This is a genomic window from Algoriphagus aquimarinus (assembly GCF_900112005.1).
Lineage (GTDB): Bacteria > Bacteroidota > Bacteroidia > Cytophagales > Cyclobacteriaceae > Algoriphagus > Algoriphagus aquimarinus.
In genome coordinates, this window is the sequence record NZ_FOKK01000017.1 from 54,687 (window position 1) to 73,129 (window position 18,443).

Annotated in this window: 13 protein-coding genes; all 13 read left to right on the forward strand. The window is 37.1% G+C overall.

What is annotated here, in order from left to right:
• The first annotated feature begins 8 nt into the window (after positions 1–8).
• The 13 genes from BM291_RS17870 to BM291_RS17930 are packed head-to-tail and all read left to right on the forward strand — an operon-like array spanning position 9 to position 18,443.
• The gene (locus BM291_RS17870) at positions 9–992 is read left to right on the forward strand and encodes a hypothetical protein (RefSeq protein ID WP_092899978.1); all 984 of its coding nucleotides are present in this window, start codon (positions 9–11) and stop codon (positions 990–992) included.
• A 29-nt stretch (positions 993–1,021) separates the two neighbouring features.
• Complete coding sequence (locus tag BM291_RS17875; protein ID WP_092899980.1) at positions 1,022–2,608, forward strand: phage tail sheath family protein; 1,587 nt, start codon at positions 1,022–1,024, stop codon at positions 2,606–2,608.
• Positions 2,609–2,645: 37 nt separating this feature from the next.
• Complete coding sequence (locus tag BM291_RS17880; protein ID WP_092899982.1) at positions 2,646–3,101, forward strand: phage tail protein; 456 nt, start codon at positions 2,646–2,648, stop codon at positions 3,099–3,101.
• 5 nt (positions 3,102–3,106) lie between these two features.
• On the forward strand, positions 3,107–3,562 hold the full coding sequence (locus tag BM291_RS17885; protein ID WP_092899984.1) for a phage tail protein: 456 nt from the start codon (positions 3,107–3,109) through the stop codon (positions 3,560–3,562).
• Positions 3,563–3,565: 3 nt separating this feature from the next.
• Entirely contained in the window at positions 3,566–3,748 is a 183-nt protein-coding gene (locus tag BM291_RS17890) for a DUF5908 family protein (RefSeq protein ID WP_092899986.1), read from the forward strand.
• A 25-nt stretch (positions 3,749–3,773) separates the two neighbouring features.
• Positions 3,774–4,412, forward strand: coding sequence for a CIS tube protein (locus BM291_RS17895; RefSeq protein WP_139229133.1), 639 nt, complete (start codon positions 3,774–3,776; stop codon positions 4,410–4,412).
• 3 nt (positions 4,413–4,415) lie between these two features.
• Entirely contained in the window at positions 4,416–6,212 is a 1,797-nt protein-coding gene (locus BM291_RS17900; RefSeq protein ID WP_092899990.1) for a phage baseplate assembly protein V, read from the forward strand.
• Positions 6,213–6,219: 7 nt separating this feature from the next.
• A complete protein-coding gene (locus BM291_RS17905) occupies positions 6,220–6,519 on the forward strand; it encodes a PAAR domain-containing protein (protein ID WP_092899992.1) in 300 nt (99 codons plus the stop codon).
• A gap of 5 nt (positions 6,520–6,524) precedes the next feature.
• A complete protein-coding gene (locus BM291_RS17910) occupies positions 6,525–6,938 on the forward strand; it encodes a GPW/gp25 family protein (RefSeq protein WP_092899994.1) in 414 nt (137 codons plus the stop codon).
• 11 nt (positions 6,939–6,949) lie between these two features.
• Positions 6,950–10,537, forward strand: a complete 3,588-nt coding sequence (locus BM291_RS17915; RefSeq protein ID WP_092899996.1) for a hypothetical protein — start codon at positions 6,950–6,952, stop codon at positions 10,535–10,537.
• Between the two features lie 20 nt (positions 10,538–10,557).
• Entirely contained in the window at positions 10,558–11,313 is a 756-nt protein-coding gene (locus tag BM291_RS17920) for a hypothetical protein (RefSeq protein ID WP_092899998.1), read from the forward strand.
• Positions 11,314–14,175, forward strand: a complete 2,862-nt coding sequence (locus BM291_RS17925) for a hypothetical protein (RefSeq protein WP_092900000.1) — start codon at positions 11,314–11,316, stop codon at positions 14,173–14,175.
• Positions 14,172–18,443: a contractile injection system tape measure protein gene (locus tag BM291_RS17930; RefSeq protein WP_092900002.1), complete on the forward strand. Its 4,272-nt coding sequence runs from the start codon at positions 14,172–14,174 to the stop codon at positions 18,441–18,443. The genes BM291_RS17925 and BM291_RS17930 overlap by 4 nt, the downstream gene beginning before the upstream one ends.

The window sequence follows — 18,443 nt, forward strand, 5'->3', positions numbered from 1 at the left end:
AAGGAATTTTGAATCAGGTTTTTCAACATATAGCAACGGTAAGCTTTCAGCATGAATTTTTTCCTGAATCAGGTTTTTCAGGATTTGAAATCACTGTATCTCCAGAGAGTGAGCGTAGATTTTTAAATCTCCAGTTTCATATAAAGAGATATAATACAGGTTTTTATATTTTCAGTTCTTCTCCAGAATTGGCAGTTAATGAAATTTCTCCAATTCATTTTCATATCAATTTTAAAGATTCTTTTTTCTGGAATTATACTGATTTGAAAAGTACTATGCAGCGAAATCATGTGTTGTTTTTAGATAATTCTATTGATGAAAAATCACCCTATTTTATGGGTATAAATACAACCTTTACTTCTTCTCAATTTATTTTTCTTAATATAAATGATCTGAAAAATGTATCAAAATACGTAGGAGCTGCTTTGCAAATTAAGAACTCAGCAGGTGAGATATTTCCCTATCCAGAATCACTTGGCTATGGATCAGGATTTTTTGAAGAAGGTTTTTTTTCAACTGTTTCAAAAAGTGATTTTTTTCCTTTTTACCATATTAATGGGAATTCATTTAAAACCCCAGATATGATTTTATCATTTTCTCCCGAAATACTTTATCACAAAACTTTGAATGCTAAACCATTAAATTATTCACTTCAATTTACAGCTAAAAAGACCTTTTGGAAATATATTCTAGTAGATAAGGTTTATGAGAATTTCCAGAAATTGAGTGTAATTGACTTGACAAATACTGATGTTATTTTTTCTAAATCCGAAATCCAAATTTCTCCTAATATAAAAGCAACATGCTTTGTGTCTAATCAAGCTTTGTCTTTTTGTGGAGAAGATAATAGGCGTTTTCAGCTGGTAGATCAATCTAACACTACGTCAAAAAAAAGTAAGATAATTTTAAAAAGCTTACCTCTTGCTACCGCTGAGATGCTACACGCTACAGAAAATGAGTCCGAATTCGATTCTTCGCATATTTTTATTTAACCAGTTTTAATCTTTAAACAATTTATTTCATGGCACAAAATCTCATGACTCCAGGAGTCTACATTGAAGAGAAAAATGGGTTTCCAGGTTCTGTAGTGGAAGTTGCTACTGCTATTCCGGCTTTTATCGGTTATACGCAAAAAGCCTCAAGAAACGGGAAATCATTACTTAATCAGCCTACTCGGGTAACCTCATTTGCTGATTATTTAGCACTGTTTGGTGGAGCATTTGCTCCTAAGTTCACACTTTCTGATCCTGCTTCGGGTGATAGAAATCTGGTTTCAATCAACGGAGCAGAGAAAAACGTTGCTTACAAAACAGACAACATCTTTTACTTGTATAGTAGCATTCGTTTATTTTATTCTAATGGGGGAGGTACCTGTTATATCGTTTCAGTAGGGACCTACGCAAACAAGGAAAGTCTTCCAATTGTCAAAGAAGAACTGCTAGGTACATCTAGAGATGCCAATGATAAAATTATAGAAGGAGGGCTTGCAAAACTGGCCAAAGAGTTAGAACCTACTATGGTGGTTATTCCAGACGCGGTACATCTTGGAGAGGATGCGTATGAAGTTTATAAACAAGTCCTTGCGCACTGTGTGAAAATGCAAAGTAGATTCGGCATTTTTGATCTTTTTGACGGGTACAATGCTCGTGAAATGGATGTTAATAACGTCAATGTTTTCCGTGAAAAAATTGGTTCAGAATACCTCAGTTACGCTGCTGCCTATTATCCATGGTTAGAAACCAATATTGTTTCTAAATCGGAGGTTACCTTCAAAAATCTTGATGAATCGATAGATCTAACGGCAATACTCCCAGAAGCTCGGGCTGTTGATCTTGTAAGCAAATTTCCAAAAACAGAAGATGAGTTCAAGGCTAAACTTATAGCTGACAAACCTAACCTTAGTGATGAGGAAGTAGTACTTGAATTGCCTAAATACATAGCAAATCAAGAGAACAATTATCATTTGGGCTTGATAGCTACTAGTCCTACTTATTCTACTCTTTTGGATGAGATTCGTGCAACTATGAATCTTTTGCCTACTGCCGGAGCTATGGCTGGAATCTACACTATGGTAGATAATAGTAGAGGTGTATGGAAAGCCCCTGCAAACATCAGCTTAAATGCAGTAGTGAAGCCATCAGTTAATATTACCCATGATCAGCAAGAGGATCTAAATGTCAATGCACTTTCAGGAAAGTCTATCAATGCTATTAGGACTTTTCCGGGTGTAGGTACGCTAGTTTGGGGAGGCAGAACGCTGGATGGCAATAGTCTGGATTGGAAATATATCAATGTAAGAAGGACTATTATCATGTTGGAGCAATCCATCAAGCTGGCTTTAAGAGCCTATGTCTTTGAACCAAATGATGCCAATACTTGGGTAACGGTGAAAAGCATGGTTAATAATTTTCTTACGGAGAAATGGAAACAAGGTGCATTGGCAGGAGCATCCACCGATGATGCCTTCGATGTTCAGATCGGCTTGGGTACTACAATGACAGCATTGGATATTCTAGAAGGTAAAATGTTGATTTCAGTCAAATTGGCGATTGTAAGGCCTGCTGAATTCATCGTAGTGACATTTGAACAACAAATGCAAAAATCATAACTAAATCATTTTAACAACACTTTTAATTTAAATAATCATGGCAGGAGAAGCACAAGACAATGTATGGCCATTACCTAAGTTTTATTTTCAGGTAGATTGGGGAAGTAGTAATACGAATTTGTCTTTCCAAGAGATCAGTGGTTTAGAGACTGAAACTCAACCAATAGAATACAGGCATGGAAACAGTCCCGTTTTTTCCACGATTAACATGCCCGGAATAGTCAAAAACGGCAAAGTGACTATGAAAAAAGGAGTTTTTGTAAAAGACAACAACTTTTTTGATTGGTATAGCAAGATCAAAATGAACACCATAGAACGGCAGACTGTAGTAATTAAACTTCTGGACGAATCCGGTGCTCCAACGATGACCTGGCAATTAAATAATGCTTGGCCGACAAAGATCAGCTCTACAGACCTCAAGTCAGAGGGGAATGAAGTGGCAATTGAGAGTATTGAGATATCTCATGAGGGACTTGTGATAGCTAATAGCTAATCAGAATGGACTACGGTTTTTTTAAGGATGACTATGCTCCACCTACTGCTTTCTATTTCAATGTCAAGTTTTTCAAGCTTACCGAAATGGATAGCAGTTTTCAGGAGGTCTCCGGCCTTAAAGTCTCAGTAAAAGTTACAGAAAAGAAGGAAGGTGGAGATAATGACAATGTTCATTATCTCCCTAACCCTCCAGTATATTCTGATCTAGTATTGAAAAGGTGCTTGCTTCCCAATTCTCAACTTACTGAATGGTGCACCGATGCACTTGAGCGCTTCAAATTTGATCCATTGGACTTACAGATTATCCTTTTGGGACCTGATAGGGAAAATATGGCCTCTTGGACAGTGTCGAATGCATATCCAATTTCTTGGGAACTGTCCACGCTGAACAGTACTAAAAACGAATTGGTCATTGAAACACTTACACTGAAGTATAACAAATTTGTAAAAGATACTTAAGGTATGACGCTAATAATTAAAGAATTAACCATAAGAGGCGAGGTGATTGGTGATGATACTTCCTCTAATAAAGGCAAGTTTTCCGACGCTGAACTTTTGATTTTGATGGAGGCAATCAAGAAAGAAATAAGGGAAGAATGCATTGAAAAATTTCATGAGTTAGTCGATAAGCATTTGATAAGATAAGATGGAAAGTGGGAAACTGACCAAAATGAAAGTGATTGGATACAAGGAGTCTGATTATTCGGCAGAAATTGGCGAATATGAGGTTCTTGTGAATCCTGATAACTATAAGGATAAAGCGGAATTACGATACAGTTCGAATTCTTCACCTATTGGGACTTCCATGGAATCTGTGAAATTTCGAGGTGCTGGTGCCCACGAATTTGAGATTAATTTTTTCTTTGATGGGACAGGAGTGATGACCAAACAAAAAGTTGATGATCAGATCAATCAATTAAAAAGTTTGATTTTCACTTATAATGGGGATATACACGAACCAAACTATGTAAAGATATTTTGGGGAACGCAGTTCCTGTTTCAGGGTAGATTGAAGACTTGGCAGCCTACCTACACCATGATGGATCCAGACGGCACTCCGCTGAGAGCTGAGATTGCCTGTGTTTTTATTTATTCCATTACCCCAAAGAAAAAAGCACTATTAGAGAATAAGAACTCTTCCGACCTCACGCATATCAGAGAGGTAAAGATGGGTGATCACTTACCTGCCATGTGCTATAAGATCTATGGAGAAAGTAAATATTATATACAGGTAGCACGCTACAATGGGATTAGTAATTTCCGAAGCATTTTACCTGGTGATCAAATTATTTTCCCACCTATTATTTAGTCTATGATCAAACTAGAGGAAAATCCAGATGTACTTAGTTTCGAGATTTCGGTCAATGGACAGGTGTTGGATAGTACCGTAGAAATCATTTCGATTCAAATTGAACAAGAGCTAAATCGTATCTCTTCAGCAATGATTAGAATTTCGGATGGGGGGGCTTTTGGTGTTTCTAACGAGTTATTCTCCAATAGCGACGGAGAAGATTTTGTTCCTGGAAATGATATTGAAATAAGTCTTGGTTACGGAGACAAGAGAAAATCTGTATTTAAAGGTATTGTGCTAAGTCAGCGTTTGATGGTGAAAAAATCAACTTCATATCTTCAGATTCTATGCAAAGACAAAGCCTTTCTTCTGACTAAATCTAGATCAAATATGATTATGGATTCAAGTTCAGATGATGAATTGTTCAAGTCATTGGCTAGTAAAGCTGGAGTTTCAATTGAATCAGCGTCTGCCGAAAAGTTACTATATCCATTAGTTCAACATAATTCAACTGATTGGGATTACTTAGTGATCAGATCTGAAATTAGTAACTTCTACGTAGTCACAGATAGTAATAAGTTAGTCATCAAAAAATTTGATTTCAGTGAATCTGCGGTTGCAAATCTTTCGGCCGATAGCGTCGCAATTGAAGTGGACTTAGATCTAAATGGGGAGAATCTCTATTCTGATTTTGAATTTAATGCTTGGGATAGTTCTAGCCAAGAGATCATCCAGAACAAAGGGGGGTTAGCTGACGGGATTTCTCAAGGGAATCTTTCTGCGGTCAAGATAGCATCTGACCTAAATATGCCTGCTATGAATAAGTATGCTTCCGCCGAACTCGTTCAATCGGAGTTAGTAGCATACACCAATAGCTGGATCAGTAAGACAATGCTATCCAAAATCCAGGGGAAAATTAAAGTTCCTGGAACGTCAAGTGTAAAAGTGGGTGAGCTCATCGAATTAAGTAATTTTTCAAAGAGGTTCAATGGGAAAGCTTTTGTCTCAAAAATCATAAACCAAGTAGAAGAGGGAAGTTGGTTGACTACCTTATTTCTTGGAATGAATTCTAGATGGCATTCTTCTCTTCCAGATATTGAAGATGATGACGCAATCGGGCTATTACCTGCGGCAAGAGGAATGCAAATCGGAAAAGTAAAAAAGATCGATGCAGATCCTAGTGACTCATTCAGGGTACAAGTGGAGCTTCCTACTTCTTCCAATGCAGATCAGAAAAACACCATTTGGGCAAGAATAGCTTTTCCCTATGCTTCATCAGATGCCGGATTCTTCTTTTTCCCTGAAATTGGAGATGAAGTATTGATCAGCTTTCTCGGGAATGATCCTCGTTTTCCTGTGATTACCGGTAGTCTATATTCTCCTAAGAATGTACCAAAACATACGCCTTCGGAAAAAAATGAATTCAAATCTATTTTTTCCAAATCGGGTATTTCTATCACGTTTGATGATGATAAAAAGATTCTGACCGCCGAGACTCCCGGTGGACATTCAGCAGTATTCAGTGACGACGACAAGTCGATAACATTAAAGGATAGTAATGGGAATGAATTTGTACTAAATGACAGTGGCGTAAAAATTTCCAGTGTTAAAGATATTACACTAGATGCTCAAGGTTCTGTGAGTATCAGTGCTAATCAAGATATTAAGCTCTCTGCCAGTGGGGGAGACCTAAAAGGGGAAGGATTAAATGTCGAGATGTCGGGTCAGATTGGATTTAAAGGAAAAGGATCAGCAACAGCTGAATTATCAGCCTCAGGTCAAACGACTGTAAAAGGCTCAATAGTCATGATAAATTAAAGAAAATATGCCTCCAGCAGCCAGACTTACAGATATGCATACTTGTCCCATGTTAACACCAGGATTGCCACCTATTCCTCATGTGGGCGGGCCAATAGTAGGGCCTGGTGCTCCTACGGTTTTGATAGGTAGTCTTCCTGCAGCCAAAGTGGGTGATATGCTAGTATGCGTAGGCCCTCCCGATTCTATAGTTAAGGGATCAGCCACAGTAATGATCATGGGAATGCCAGCAGCCAGAATGGGAGACTCTACTGCGCACGGTGGGTCTATTATTTTAGGCTGCCCTACAGTTATTATAGGAGGTTAAATTAGATGGAAACTAACGAAAATGCATTTTTAGGTTTAGGGTGGTCATTTCCACCTGCGTTCGATCAAGATTATAAAAAGGTAATCATGGTCGCAGGTGAAGAGGATATCATGGAAAGTATATCTATCATATTGGGGACAATACCTACTGAGCGAGTCATGTATCCAAAGTTTGGTTGTGGTATTCTCAAATATGTGTTCGAAACGAATGATCCAACTGTATATACCATGATCAGAGATACAATTTTTGATGCCTTACTTTACTATGAACCCCGTATTAAGGTGACAGAAATTCTATTTGATAAAGCAGAACTCTTCGAGGGAATACTCCGGATATCCATTACGTATACCATCATTATTACGAATACAAGACACAATATGGTATACCCCTTTTATATAAATGAAGGCACAAACCTTTAAAGTTATTTACGATGTCAAAAGGAATTAATCAATTGGGAAGAGTGCCTCAGGAATTAAGACGTTCCTATGTGCTTCCTGATGAGCGCACCTTTTTTGATCTAATAGATTTTACGCTTAAGTACTCAGAAAAAGTAAATTTTTTCGACTTTTCAAATACCCCAAATAATTCATGGAGGTCATTTTTGATGAGTGATTTTTTATTCATAATCGCATCTATCGCAGGTCAAGATATTTCTTATTACAAAGTAAGGCATGAGGCTCTAAAATTACAGTTAGAGGAAAGCGCGAAGAGGAAAAAAGAAGAGTTGATTTCACAGCAAAGTGCCAATTTATTGGCACTGGCCAAAAACTTATTTGATTGGGAAGAATCACTTTTAGCAAGCGGATATAAGGGAGTTATTTTAAAAGAATTAAAAAATGCTTCAAGCTATCTGGAAACAGATATTCGAAAACTAATACAATTACAATCTAAGTTTTCTGAATCCAGTTTCAATTTTTACCCAGGTAACTCTATGGATAAATCCCCTGCGGATTTGGACGAACTTTTTAAATTGTTTTACAAAAATGTGATGTTTGTCCAAGAGAAAGCATCTCAAAAGTTTGATTTGGATCAGATTGAATCCAATCAACACCAGCCGCATATTGGCTTGATAATTTCATTTTTGAAACTCTTTCAAGAGGTTCAAAATCAGCAGAACAACCTACTTGAGAGACACCTTGATTATTATTATCAAGAGATTTTGGGACAGATGCCTGCTGAACCTAAACCTGCAACGGCCTACCTAGGAATTGAATCCCTCGGACTTGAGTTTCTTCCAGCAAATACACAGGTAGAGATGAAAACGGAAGCCAAATCTTCGCTGACATTTAATACGTTGACTGATACGCCAGTTAGTCAAGCTAAAATCACTGAGATTTGGACAGTTTATCAAAATACATATTCTCCTTTTACAGATAATGTATTCGATCAGGAATCAGAACTCAATTCCATTTTTGATGAATGCCTTTACCAAGGGGAACCTTGTTCTTCTGTTGATTTTACAAATCATAAGGGTGGATATCCTATGGTATTGGGGGAAGATCAGGAATCATTGGGGAAGAAGGAAAGAACCGTGTTTCCCAGTGATATTGGTTTGGTGATTACCTCTCCCGTTTTGATTTTGGCAGAGGGTGAGCACAGAATCAAAATCTCTATTCAGCTCACTTCAGATTCTTTCATAGCTATTCAAAACCTGCTAGCATCTCTTCTTACTCAAAAAAGAGAATCAGAAAGTGGGGATATTTCTGATTTGGAAAAAAAATCATTCTTTCAAGCATTTTTTAATAAGGCTCTTAATGTCTCTGTTACAGGGATGAAAGGTTGGGTAAACCTGAGCTATAGCTATTTCTCGGTGGACATCAAAACGCATAAACTAGAACTCTTTTTGGAACCAGAGTATCCGAATGAGTTTCTCGTACCTTTTGATGAGAAAATTCATGGAGGATTTAGTGGAACAGCCTGGCCTTGTGTGCGTCTTTTGATAAATAATTTTGCTTCACTTCCATCTTACAAGCCACTGAAGCTGCTAAAAATCAAGGAAATAGAAATTGAAACTCAGTCTGCAAATAGCTCAGTTGCTATTCTAGCTTCAAATCAATTGGGGAAATTGGATGTGTCTAATCCATTTCAGCCTTTTGGTCCACTACCAGGATTTGATTCCTATTTTAAAATCTACAGCCCGTTAATTTTAAATCGTCATCTTCAAAATCTTCAATTAAATCTGTATTGGACAGGGCTTCCCAAAAGTAGAAAAGGGTTTGAATCTTATTACAAGGGATATCCTGAGCAGATCAACAACGAAAGTTTTCAGGCTGATTTATTATCCTTTCAAAAGCATTTTCTTAATCAGGACGTTGATGCGAAAGACAAGCAAACGGTTTCATTATTTGAGACCAAAAAATCAGGTGATGGATCCTTGGAGGCTAATAAACACATAAATGTCAATATTAAGCTTTTAGAAACTTCGAATTTTCCTGTGTTAGGTAATCCAATCTATCGTGGAAAGGAACCTGCATTTTTTCTGAAGTTGAAGGAACCGAGAAGTATGATTTTTGGTCATCAGATCTATCCAGAACTTTTTACCAGAGCATCTCTTCGCAAAGGGTTTTTCAAGAAAGAAACGGCTATAGTTCCAAACCTCCCTTATACTCCCACCTTGGATCATATTGATGTTTTGTATTCCAATTGGGCCAAAGAAAATCTATCACGCTCTAATTCTGAAGACCAAGACAGTATAAAATTGATCCATATATACCCATTTGGATACGAAGAGGTTTATCCCGGAAGTAAGAAAGGTTTTGAATTTCTTATGCCTCAAATTAATAGAAAAGGGAACCTATTGATAGGGCTTTCAGGCCTTACTCCAAACTCAGTGATCTCTATAGGGTTTGATTTGGTGCCTGCATTTTTTATTCATTCAGTTACCAAGGCCCCCGCGATATCTTGGGAATTTCTCGAGAACAACGAGTGGTATCCCTTGGATAAGCTTCTATTGGAAGACAGTACAGAAAGTCTTATACATCCAGGAATTGTTAGAATTAGACTTCCAACTAAAATATATTCTCAGCATTCAATTTTGCCTTCGGGTAAATTCTGGCTGCGTATCTCTAACTCAGGCAGAACGGAATTGAACTCTAGAATCAAAGCTGTATTTATTAATGCTGTAAAAGTAAGGGAGCAGTTGCCTGCCATTAGATCAGTTAAACCGCAAGAATCTTTTCCTAAAATAATCTCAGCCGATGTCCTCGGATATAAAAACATAAAAAGTGTTTCTGGACCATATGGATTAAAAGTTTTTACTAACCAGCAAAACCCAATACATGCGATTGGTAAAACCAGTGAAACCCTGAGGCATAGAAATAGACCTTCTATTGGCTGGGACATTGAACGAATAATTCTGGAAGAATTCCCAGAGATAGGGAGAGCAATGGTTTATGGTCGAAGTGATTTCCCGAACAGTATAGTAAGCGGGAGCAATATTCAAGTTGTAGTGGTTCCACTAAGCTTTGATTCCTCGGTAGCTAACTACACCCTGTTTAGAGTCCCTTTTGGCTTGCTCCAAGATATTAAGGAATACTTGAAACAGTTTATTTCACCTTATGCCTCCTTGGAAGTTTGTAATCCAGTATTCGAAAAAATTAAAGTTCGTTGTACGGTCAAGTTCATAGAATTTCAAATGGCTGGATTATTAAGGGATCGTTTGGAGAAGGAGTTAATTGAGTTTTTGGCACCTGATCCAATCAGTGATGCGGTTGGTAAAGGATTTATGAACTCGATTTCTAAATCTGAGATTCTGAATTTCATAGAATCTAAACCCTATGTGGAAAGTGTTTCGGGGTTCTCAGTTTTACAGATTATAGAATCTCCTGGCAATAACAGGATTATAGACACGGCCAAGAATGTGCCTAAAATTGAGGTGCTTAGGACCATTACTCCTTACGCAATCCTCACCTCAGCTGAGCAACATCAGATCGAAATCATTCAAAAAGATGACTGGAAAGATCCCCGCCCAGTAGGCATTGGAGATCTTACAATCGATTCAGATTTCATAATTAAATAGTCTTAGAACCAAATAATATAATGAAAGAATTAGGTTCCTCAAGTTTGGTGATTAATGACCGCAAACAACTAAAGAAGTATTTTGCTGGAGGTGAATTGCCTCAAGAAAACCATTTTGTGGTGTTGATAGATTCCATGTTCAACAAAGTAGATGATGGAATCAACAAGACAGACGAAGATGGTCTGATGATATTCCCTGCTGGAGATGAAGAAAAACTACTCAGTTTTTATGATAGCCTGAAGGACAAAAAGTCAAGCTGGATGATTGTCAATGGCAAAGGAGAATCAAAGGGGTTGATTTTAAGAGAGCGAGATTCAGCTTATCCTACCATTTATTTTCAAAAAGAAGGGAATATTGGAATAGGAACCATGTCGCCGAGATTTAAATTGGAAGTGCAGGGTATTGTGGCTTCAGAGGGTAGGGTAGGCGTATTTCACAACGGTCAGGTCCCTGCTGATGGCAAATGGCACGAGGTTATAGGGGGGTTAGATGGTTGTCACGGATTTGAAATCATGGCTTATGCAGGGAAAAAGGATCATGGTAAGTACGCGTTAACCCATGCAATTGCGTTGAGCACTTTTGGCCGATCTAATCCCAAAATAAGAAAAACCTCTGCCTATTATGGGTTATGGTGGCACAAGCTTTCATTAAGGTGGAGAGGCGATACCAGAAATTATAATCTTCAAATTAGGACGCTTAGTAATTATGGAGAGGGAGAGAAAATATCTTTTCAGCTTTCAAAAATATGGGATGACACCTTCTTAAAGGATTTTTAAATGAAGGATTACGCTAGAATATCAAAGGAAGAAGCACTTTCTACAGCGGAAGATTTTTTTGCATTAAAGGCAAAAGGGCTAAGCATTGTTCAAAAATTGAGCGGTGGTCTTTGGACTGATTATAATTCTCATGATCCGGGCATCACCATACTAGAGCAGCTCTGCTATGGGTTGACGGATATTGCATTTCGAAATAATTTCCCAATTGAAGATTTACTTGCTGAGGCTCCGTTAGGGAAAATTGATTGGAAAAAAAACTCCTTTCATGCTCCATCTAAAATTTTCAGTAGTCATCCTGTGACACTTTTAGATTTCCGCAAATTGATCATCGATTCGTTTGAAGAAATTCAAAATGTATGGGTGATCCCAACAACTCCTCTCTCGAGAGAAGCGAAACTTTCTGGTCTCTATAAAATAGAAATCATGCCTTCTTTAGCCTTTCAGAAAGCACTGACCAAATCACCACAAATTTTGGATGTGGTGAAAACCAAGGTTTCAAGTTTTTTGGATTCAATCCGAAACATCGGAGAGTTTTTCGAAGAACCTGTAGTACTTAAGCCCTCTCCTTTTGTATTGGAAGCGAAGATTGATATTGGTGAGGAACGGGATCCTAACATGGTTTTTTCCGAACTGCTTTATTCCATTGAAAAATACCTTTATCAGCCGGTAGCTTATTCAAGTATGGAAGAATTGTTGGCCGAAAATAAAACCCTTGAAGAGATATTTACTGGCCCAAGACTTAAAGGTGGGTTTATTAAAAACTCAGAACTAAGACCTAGAGCCGCAACCTTGTATACAGAGAGCTTTCAACGAATTTTCTCAAAAATTAATGGAGTAAAGAAAATTGTTAATCTCGTTTTTGATAGAAATCCAGAAGTAACTTTTCTTCGAGTAAAAGAGAATTGCTATGCGAACCTAACTACAGGCTTGAGAAATCCTCAATCTATTTATAACACCATCAGTCTGTATATCAATGGAAATAAGCAATCCATTAACCGAGAGATTGTAGATCAGATGGTTTTGGAACTCTGGTCCAAAAATTTTCGGCAATATCAGTTTGACCAGTTTAAAGAAAGTTACTTAGAGACTAAACTGAAGGGAAGGTTTCGCGCTCTTGAAGAATATACTTCCATTCAGCATCATTTCCCTATTATTTATGGAATAGGAGTAGAAGGACTTTCCTCTAAAAACACTTCTGAAAGAAAAGCTAAAGCACGGCAGCTTCAAGGATATTTACTTTTGATGGAGCAGTTAATGGCAAATGCGCTAATGCAGCTGGCAAATTTTCCAGAATTGATTGATCCTAAGGCAGCGATTTCCAATCCTACCTATTTCTCTCAAAAAGTGGATTCAATAGTCAACTTTAAAAGTCTTGAGAGGGAATTGACTGAAAAAGATCATTTATTTCATAAAACAGCTTTGGATCATTATTCAGGAGAAACTGAAGAAGGAAAGTTGGATAGAAAAAATCGATTCCTAGATCATTTTTTAGCTCGATTTGGAGAAAATTTGGATCCATTGCCTTTTAGTCTTGCCAAGAAACTCAATCTCCTGACTTCAGAACAGGAGTTACAAGAAGTGCTAATTAAAAGCAAAGCAAATTTGCTGTCCAAAATTGATGATTTTAATTACTATAGAAATAAAGGACAAAATTTAAGTTCGTCGGGAATGAGTGCATTGTCAGGTCTGGAGCAAGTGTTATATGCTAAGACTGGGATGAATTTTTCAAGTGACTATTTGTCCAAGCAAATTCCCGTTAATATTGAAACTCCTCAAGTGTTGGAGGTGAATTCCAGTAGGCTTGAAAATGACGAGAAGCTCTATCAATCCTATAGGTCTTTCAGCACTGAGGAATGGGATAAGATTTTAATGCCGTCTGATGCATCCAGCCTGACCTTTAATAAAATTTCCATTAAAAGTCTTTTTGCGAATCCTCTCGAGCATAATAGCTATCTGATTTCTAAATCAAAAAGTCTTTTGGGGAATTGGGAAGTATTGTTTCAAAAAAAACATAATTCTTGGGAATGTATATGGTCTGGCTCTGACAGAGAAGATGCTTTAAATAGACTTGGAGCTACACTACAGCATATTCGTAATCTTAATAAGGCCTGTGAAGGGTTTTATCTGGTAGATCACATTCTTTTGGGGGAATTTCTTTCAGGTTCAGAATTTGGATTTCATTTGGAGGATTCTAAGGGACAAATTTCCTTTTCTTCAGGTTACGTGAAATCTGAACAAGAAAGGGACGATTTGATTCAGGATTTTTATACTTCCGCTCTTGTGAGAAGTAACTACTCGGTTGACGGGAATCAATTCAAAATTTCAAATGAGCATTCACGTGTTTTAGCAAGTTGCCAAATCTATGATTTGAAAGGAAGACGACGGGGTTTTGATGAGTTGATAGCGGAAACCAAGATAACGGTGCTTTTAATGGCTGGGACAGCAGATCAACAAAGCTATTTCGCTTTGCAACAAGTTGAGAACATTCGGCTTAAAGGCACTTTGGATTCCAAGGGTGTAGTTCAACAAGTGAAAGTGGTACTCAATAGAAAATTAGCTTCAGGATTAATTATTGGGGAAGACTTTTTCAATTTGAGATCAACACTTGTTTTGCCAGATTGGCCTGCTAGATTTCAAGAGAAACATTTTAGATACTACTTCGAAGAACTCGTTAAGCAGCGGGTTCCTACTCACATCAAATTAACAATTCATTGGAAGAATTTTAATGATTTTCAGAAGTTTGAAACAGTTTATTTTAAGTGGAAAAATAAACAACATCTGAAAAGCACAACAGATGAGGTTAGAAAGGCTGAGCTATCAATCTATCAGATTATCAGGGAATGGGAGGGTAAAGCACCATGAAATATCCGGAAAATCACCAAATCAATAAGTCTATAATAGATCTGAAATATCATTCCCGCAATCAGGCAATTCAAAATAATGCTTGGCTTGAAGATACCTGTGAAGGTGACTTGTTTCCTGCACTTGAAGCAACTATGCAGGAAGTGTTTCCTGGAGAATATTTTTTGGCTTTGGATCATCTGGTTATTGATCTGGGGGTTATCACTCAGCAGGAATTAAGAGCTGGTTTTTCAGATCGTGTTAAGATTGAGTTGAAGAAGCAGCTACAAAAATTAAGGAGCAATTCCTTTGGGGAGAATTATTTGAACATTGATGACAGTCTCCCCATAGACTCAAATATTCGTCTGAATGCTATCTCTTATTATTTACAGCATGGTTATTTTCCTTCATGGTCAGTTCATCCACCTAGCCTCCAGGAATTGCTCGATCACTTATTGAATAATTCACCCAAGCACTTCGCGGAGATGATTAAGAAGCTGGGAAGCAGGTCTTATGAATTCCGAAAAAGAATTGCATTAGAATTCACCTCAAAACAAATTGACCGGTTAATTCGGATACTGGAACCATCTGATGCCAATTGGATACTAGATATACGAGAAGGATTATCAGAAAAAGTGATAGAGAATGAAGGCGGAGAAAAGCAGGTATTGAAAGATAAACTACTGAATATCCTGATTCTTAATTATCTGCTTGTAGAATCAGGATCTAGGTTTAACAAAGTTATTTTCACAGAAAGTTTACTGAATCGACTGGCGCACCATTACAATATTGAACTCAGTCGGCTTGTTAATACTATTTATACTATAGTGCATCTCACTGAGTTTAGAAGTGCTCTATTCGAAGAGTTTAAAGAAACAATTGTTATCATCAAAGATCACTTGGAAAGTGATGATTCTCTAACAGAAATACCAAGAGAAAAACAGAAAAATCGCTCCATCTTGGAGGAGATTTTAGAGATGATGGGCGGTATACAACATGCTACTAAGCTTGGTTGGGATTTATGGTCTGATAGACAAAAATTAACTTACCTTCTTCATCAACATACCAAGTTCGTTCTTAATTTAACTGAAAAACAGATCCTTTCTTTACTTCAGATATTAGAAGGTGGACAAAGTGAAAGTTACAATTCATTGGCTTCTACTGTTTTTTCCGAAGCGATAGCTAGGGATAATAATAACAGAATTGAAAAAAAAGAATATCTAAAACTTAGCCTTTTAAATTGGTTAGAAGTAGATAATCATAGTGTGTTCGGGTCAAAGGGCTCTTGGTTTGCCGCTCTCATTTTGACCGTGAATCAGAAGTTTCAGACAGATTCCATTTCAATTGAACGTTTTGAACAAATAGGCAAAAGTAATGGAGTGCCAACGGCGAAGTACATTCTTCTATTTCTACAGAATCCTAAATCGAAAGTGTTTTTTGAAAGTCATAAGAAATCCTTCCAAAAGTCAAATCCGGATGTGGAAGAAGCGTTGCTGGGATTTTGGGCTTTGGATGTAAAGAAAACTATCCTCTATTATCTAACTAGTGGAGCAATTTCTACTTCTCAAGAAATGGTAAGTTTTCAGGATCTACAAAAGGCCTTGGGGCATTTGGTGGCTGAAAAGGATGAGTTTCTTTTGGAGTTGATCACTTCTCAGGATTCTAATCTAGAATCCAATTCAAGGTTGATTAAGTTATTTGGTGCGCTTCCGAATCCTACCATAATCAGCTATTTCAAATCAGTATTTCCTGTGCTGAAAGAGTATATTGACTTTTTAGTCCCAATCCTAAACGACCAAACAAATACAAAGAAAAGAGAACATCTATTGTCTAGTCTGTTTTCTCAATTTCAACACCTAAAAACTCACGGAATTGGGAATGATAATGAGTTGATTTCCAGTTTTCTTATGCTGTTTTTTGATAGTACGCAATCAGCCAAGAGAAATGGAAAAGATGTGATTGATCTGCATAGAGCTAATTCCTTCTCAAACCTAATTGTCGACAACTTCAACTATTTATACATAGAAAATGAAGCCCAGCAGTACTTGAGGATTTTAATGCTTTCACCAATTTTACTTCAAGGTCAACATCGAAAGCATTTTTCAACTTTGCATAGTAAAGGCCTCCTTGGAAATAATTCAACCTTCAAACTTAGAACTCGCGATTATCAAATCTATCGTTCTCTAAAAAAAATAGCAAAATTAAAGTCCTTCAAAGAACAAGAGTCATTCGCTAAGGCAAAGGATTACTTAGACAGTTTTCTTTACTATTCAATTGAAAGGGATTTTCAAAAGCTACATAAGTTAAGCTTGAAATGGGATTATTCTAAAGGAAAACAAAAAGAAATAGAGCAAACAGTAATTCAAATCTGGGGAAGGTATAGCTCTCATAATAGAATAGTTGAAAAGTACTTCGAATCTCAGGCAACCAAAATACCAAGTTTAATCGGAGTTATATATTTTCATCTTCCGATATCCCAAAGAGTACTTGCGAAAAAGGCTTTTAAAAAGCACATTCCTGAAAAGCTTTTGGATAGTTGGGGTAGTGAGTTCTTAACAGAAAATAGTAATACGAAGTCAATTGATTTTACCAACCTGTTTGATTTTGGAAGTATTGGTATTAATTCGACGCACGTTCCACAGGTCGCATTGGATCAAATTAGCAGACTATATTCAGAAATAAGTCAAAAATATTTTTCATCGGATATATCCTGGAATCAATGGCGATCCGCTATTAAAAAAGCAACTTTATACGCCTTATTTTGGAAGGGAGATCAGGATCCAAAGCTGTTTTTGAAAGCTTGGTTGAGTAATTTTGAATCTATTTTAGAGCCAACTATCCTTCACCTACAGCAATCACTTGAATTGGTAAAGAACATCAGGAACTCTAATTATATGAGTTCCTATTTGAAGGATGGGATATTGGAGATATTGCACTCAAAATCAACTTCTCAGGATGTCTCGTCTTTCCAGGAAACTGTTCTATGGATTGAAACTTATTTATTCTTGGAAAGAAATGGGTATTTGCCCTGGTGGAGCCCTAAAAAAAGTCGTGCTGAGTTTTTGATTGAGTACTTACAAAAAATCTCAATCGAAAACGAAAGCACTCGAAAATTAATGCTTTCGAATTTTTCAGCAAAGTCTTTTCAAGGTCAGATAAAAGTGCTTTCGATTCAAAACAGGCAAAAATTAGGAGTTGTTTTTACAGCGATTCCTTTCCTGATTTTTTCAGAAAAGGAGTTGGGAGGAATCCAGGAGTCATTCAAATTAGATTTATCAAAGAAAATATCCAATCCTCCAAGCCAAAGTTTAGCTCCATTGGGAAAAAAGGAGTCAGTGATATCAAAACAAATACTTCATCTAAAGTCAGTAGGATCTGACTATTCTGAGGTATTACGAAAATTGACTTTTCGGTTCGATGAAGAATTGCTTATCGAAGAATTGTTTGGAAACAGTTCTTTTAAGATTCAATTGAAAGAACTGTTGAGAATGGCTCCATTTTTCTTTGTTGGTAATCTGAATCCAGGTACTTGGAGATGGCTGGTTTTTTCTTTTGGCTGGAATCAATTACTCAAGAAGGCCTCACCTTCTGATAATAGGTTCTTTCAATTCTTTCTCAATTATTTAGAGAGAAACCATCATAAATATGCTTGGAAGGCAATTTTCCTTAAAGTGTATCAAGTAGATGCTTTTCAAAAATCTACCAAAAAGGAAGTGAAAAAGGCTGTGGAGTTTTATTTAGAGAAGGAATTGAATGTTTTTCGAGAAGAGTCAAGCCCTGTTCTAGGGGACCGTGTTCTTTTGGCCAATGCAGGAGTAATACTATGTTGGCCTTTTTTGTCGCAGCTCTTTTCCTTATTAGAGTTTACCAAAGGCAACAGATTTGAATCTGATGAAAAGCAACAAAAAGCGGCACTGTTGATTCAGTTTATAGCTTTCGGAGACGTTCATTTTCCAGAATATGAAATGGTTCTTAATAAAATTTTGACAGGAATTCCACTCGAAAATCATCTAGATCGGACAATACTTCTCGAGGAAAAGGAAAAAGAAATGGCCTTGACACTTTTTCATGGAATTAGAAACAATTGGGACAAGATGAAATCTGCTTCGGTGCAAGCTATACGTGAGACTTTTCTTCAACGCGCAGGATACTTGACTTTTGAGCCAACATGGCTGAAACTGGAAGTTGAGAAAAAGGGAGTAGATGTGCTTTTAGATTCCATTCCGTGGGGTCTATCGATGGTTAAATTACCTTGGATGACAAGGAGCTTAGAAATTATTTGGAGGTAA

Coding starts and splice junctions, on each gene's coding strand:
- BM291_RS17875 (WP_092899980.1), top strand. CDS start 1,022: ATGGCACAAAATCTCATGACTCCAGGAGTCTACATTGAAGAGAAAAAT.
- BM291_RS17880 (WP_092899982.1), top strand. CDS start 2,646: ATGGCAGGAGAAGCACAAGACAATGTATGGCCATTACCTAAGTTTTAT.
- BM291_RS17885 (WP_092899984.1), top strand. CDS start 3,107: ATGGACTACGGTTTTTTTAAGGATGACTATGCTCCACCTACTGCTTTC.
- BM291_RS17890 (WP_092899986.1), top strand. CDS start 3,566: ATGACGCTAATAATTAAAGAATTAACCATAAGAGGCGAGGTGATTGGT.
- BM291_RS17895 (WP_139229133.1), top strand. CDS start 3,774: ATGAAAGTGATTGGATACAAGGAGTCTGATTATTCGGCAGAAATTGGC.
- BM291_RS17900 (WP_092899990.1), top strand. CDS start 4,416: ATGATCAAACTAGAGGAAAATCCAGATGTACTTAGTTTCGAGATTTCG.
- BM291_RS17905 (WP_092899992.1), top strand. CDS start 6,220: ATGCCTCCAGCAGCCAGACTTACAGATATGCATACTTGTCCCATGTTA.
- BM291_RS17910 (WP_092899994.1), top strand. CDS start 6,525: ATGGAAACTAACGAAAATGCATTTTTAGGTTTAGGGTGGTCATTTCCA.
- BM291_RS17915 (WP_092899996.1), top strand. CDS start 6,950: ATGTCAAAAGGAATTAATCAATTGGGAAGAGTGCCTCAGGAATTAAGA.
- BM291_RS17920 (WP_092899998.1), top strand. CDS start 10,558: ATGAAAGAATTAGGTTCCTCAAGTTTGGTGATTAATGACCGCAAACAA.
- BM291_RS17925 (WP_092900000.1), top strand. CDS start 11,314: ATGAAGGATTACGCTAGAATATCAAAGGAAGAAGCACTTTCTACAGCG.
- BM291_RS17930 (WP_092900002.1), top strand. CDS start 14,172: ATGAAATATCCGGAAAATCACCAAATCAATAAGTCTATAATAGATCTG.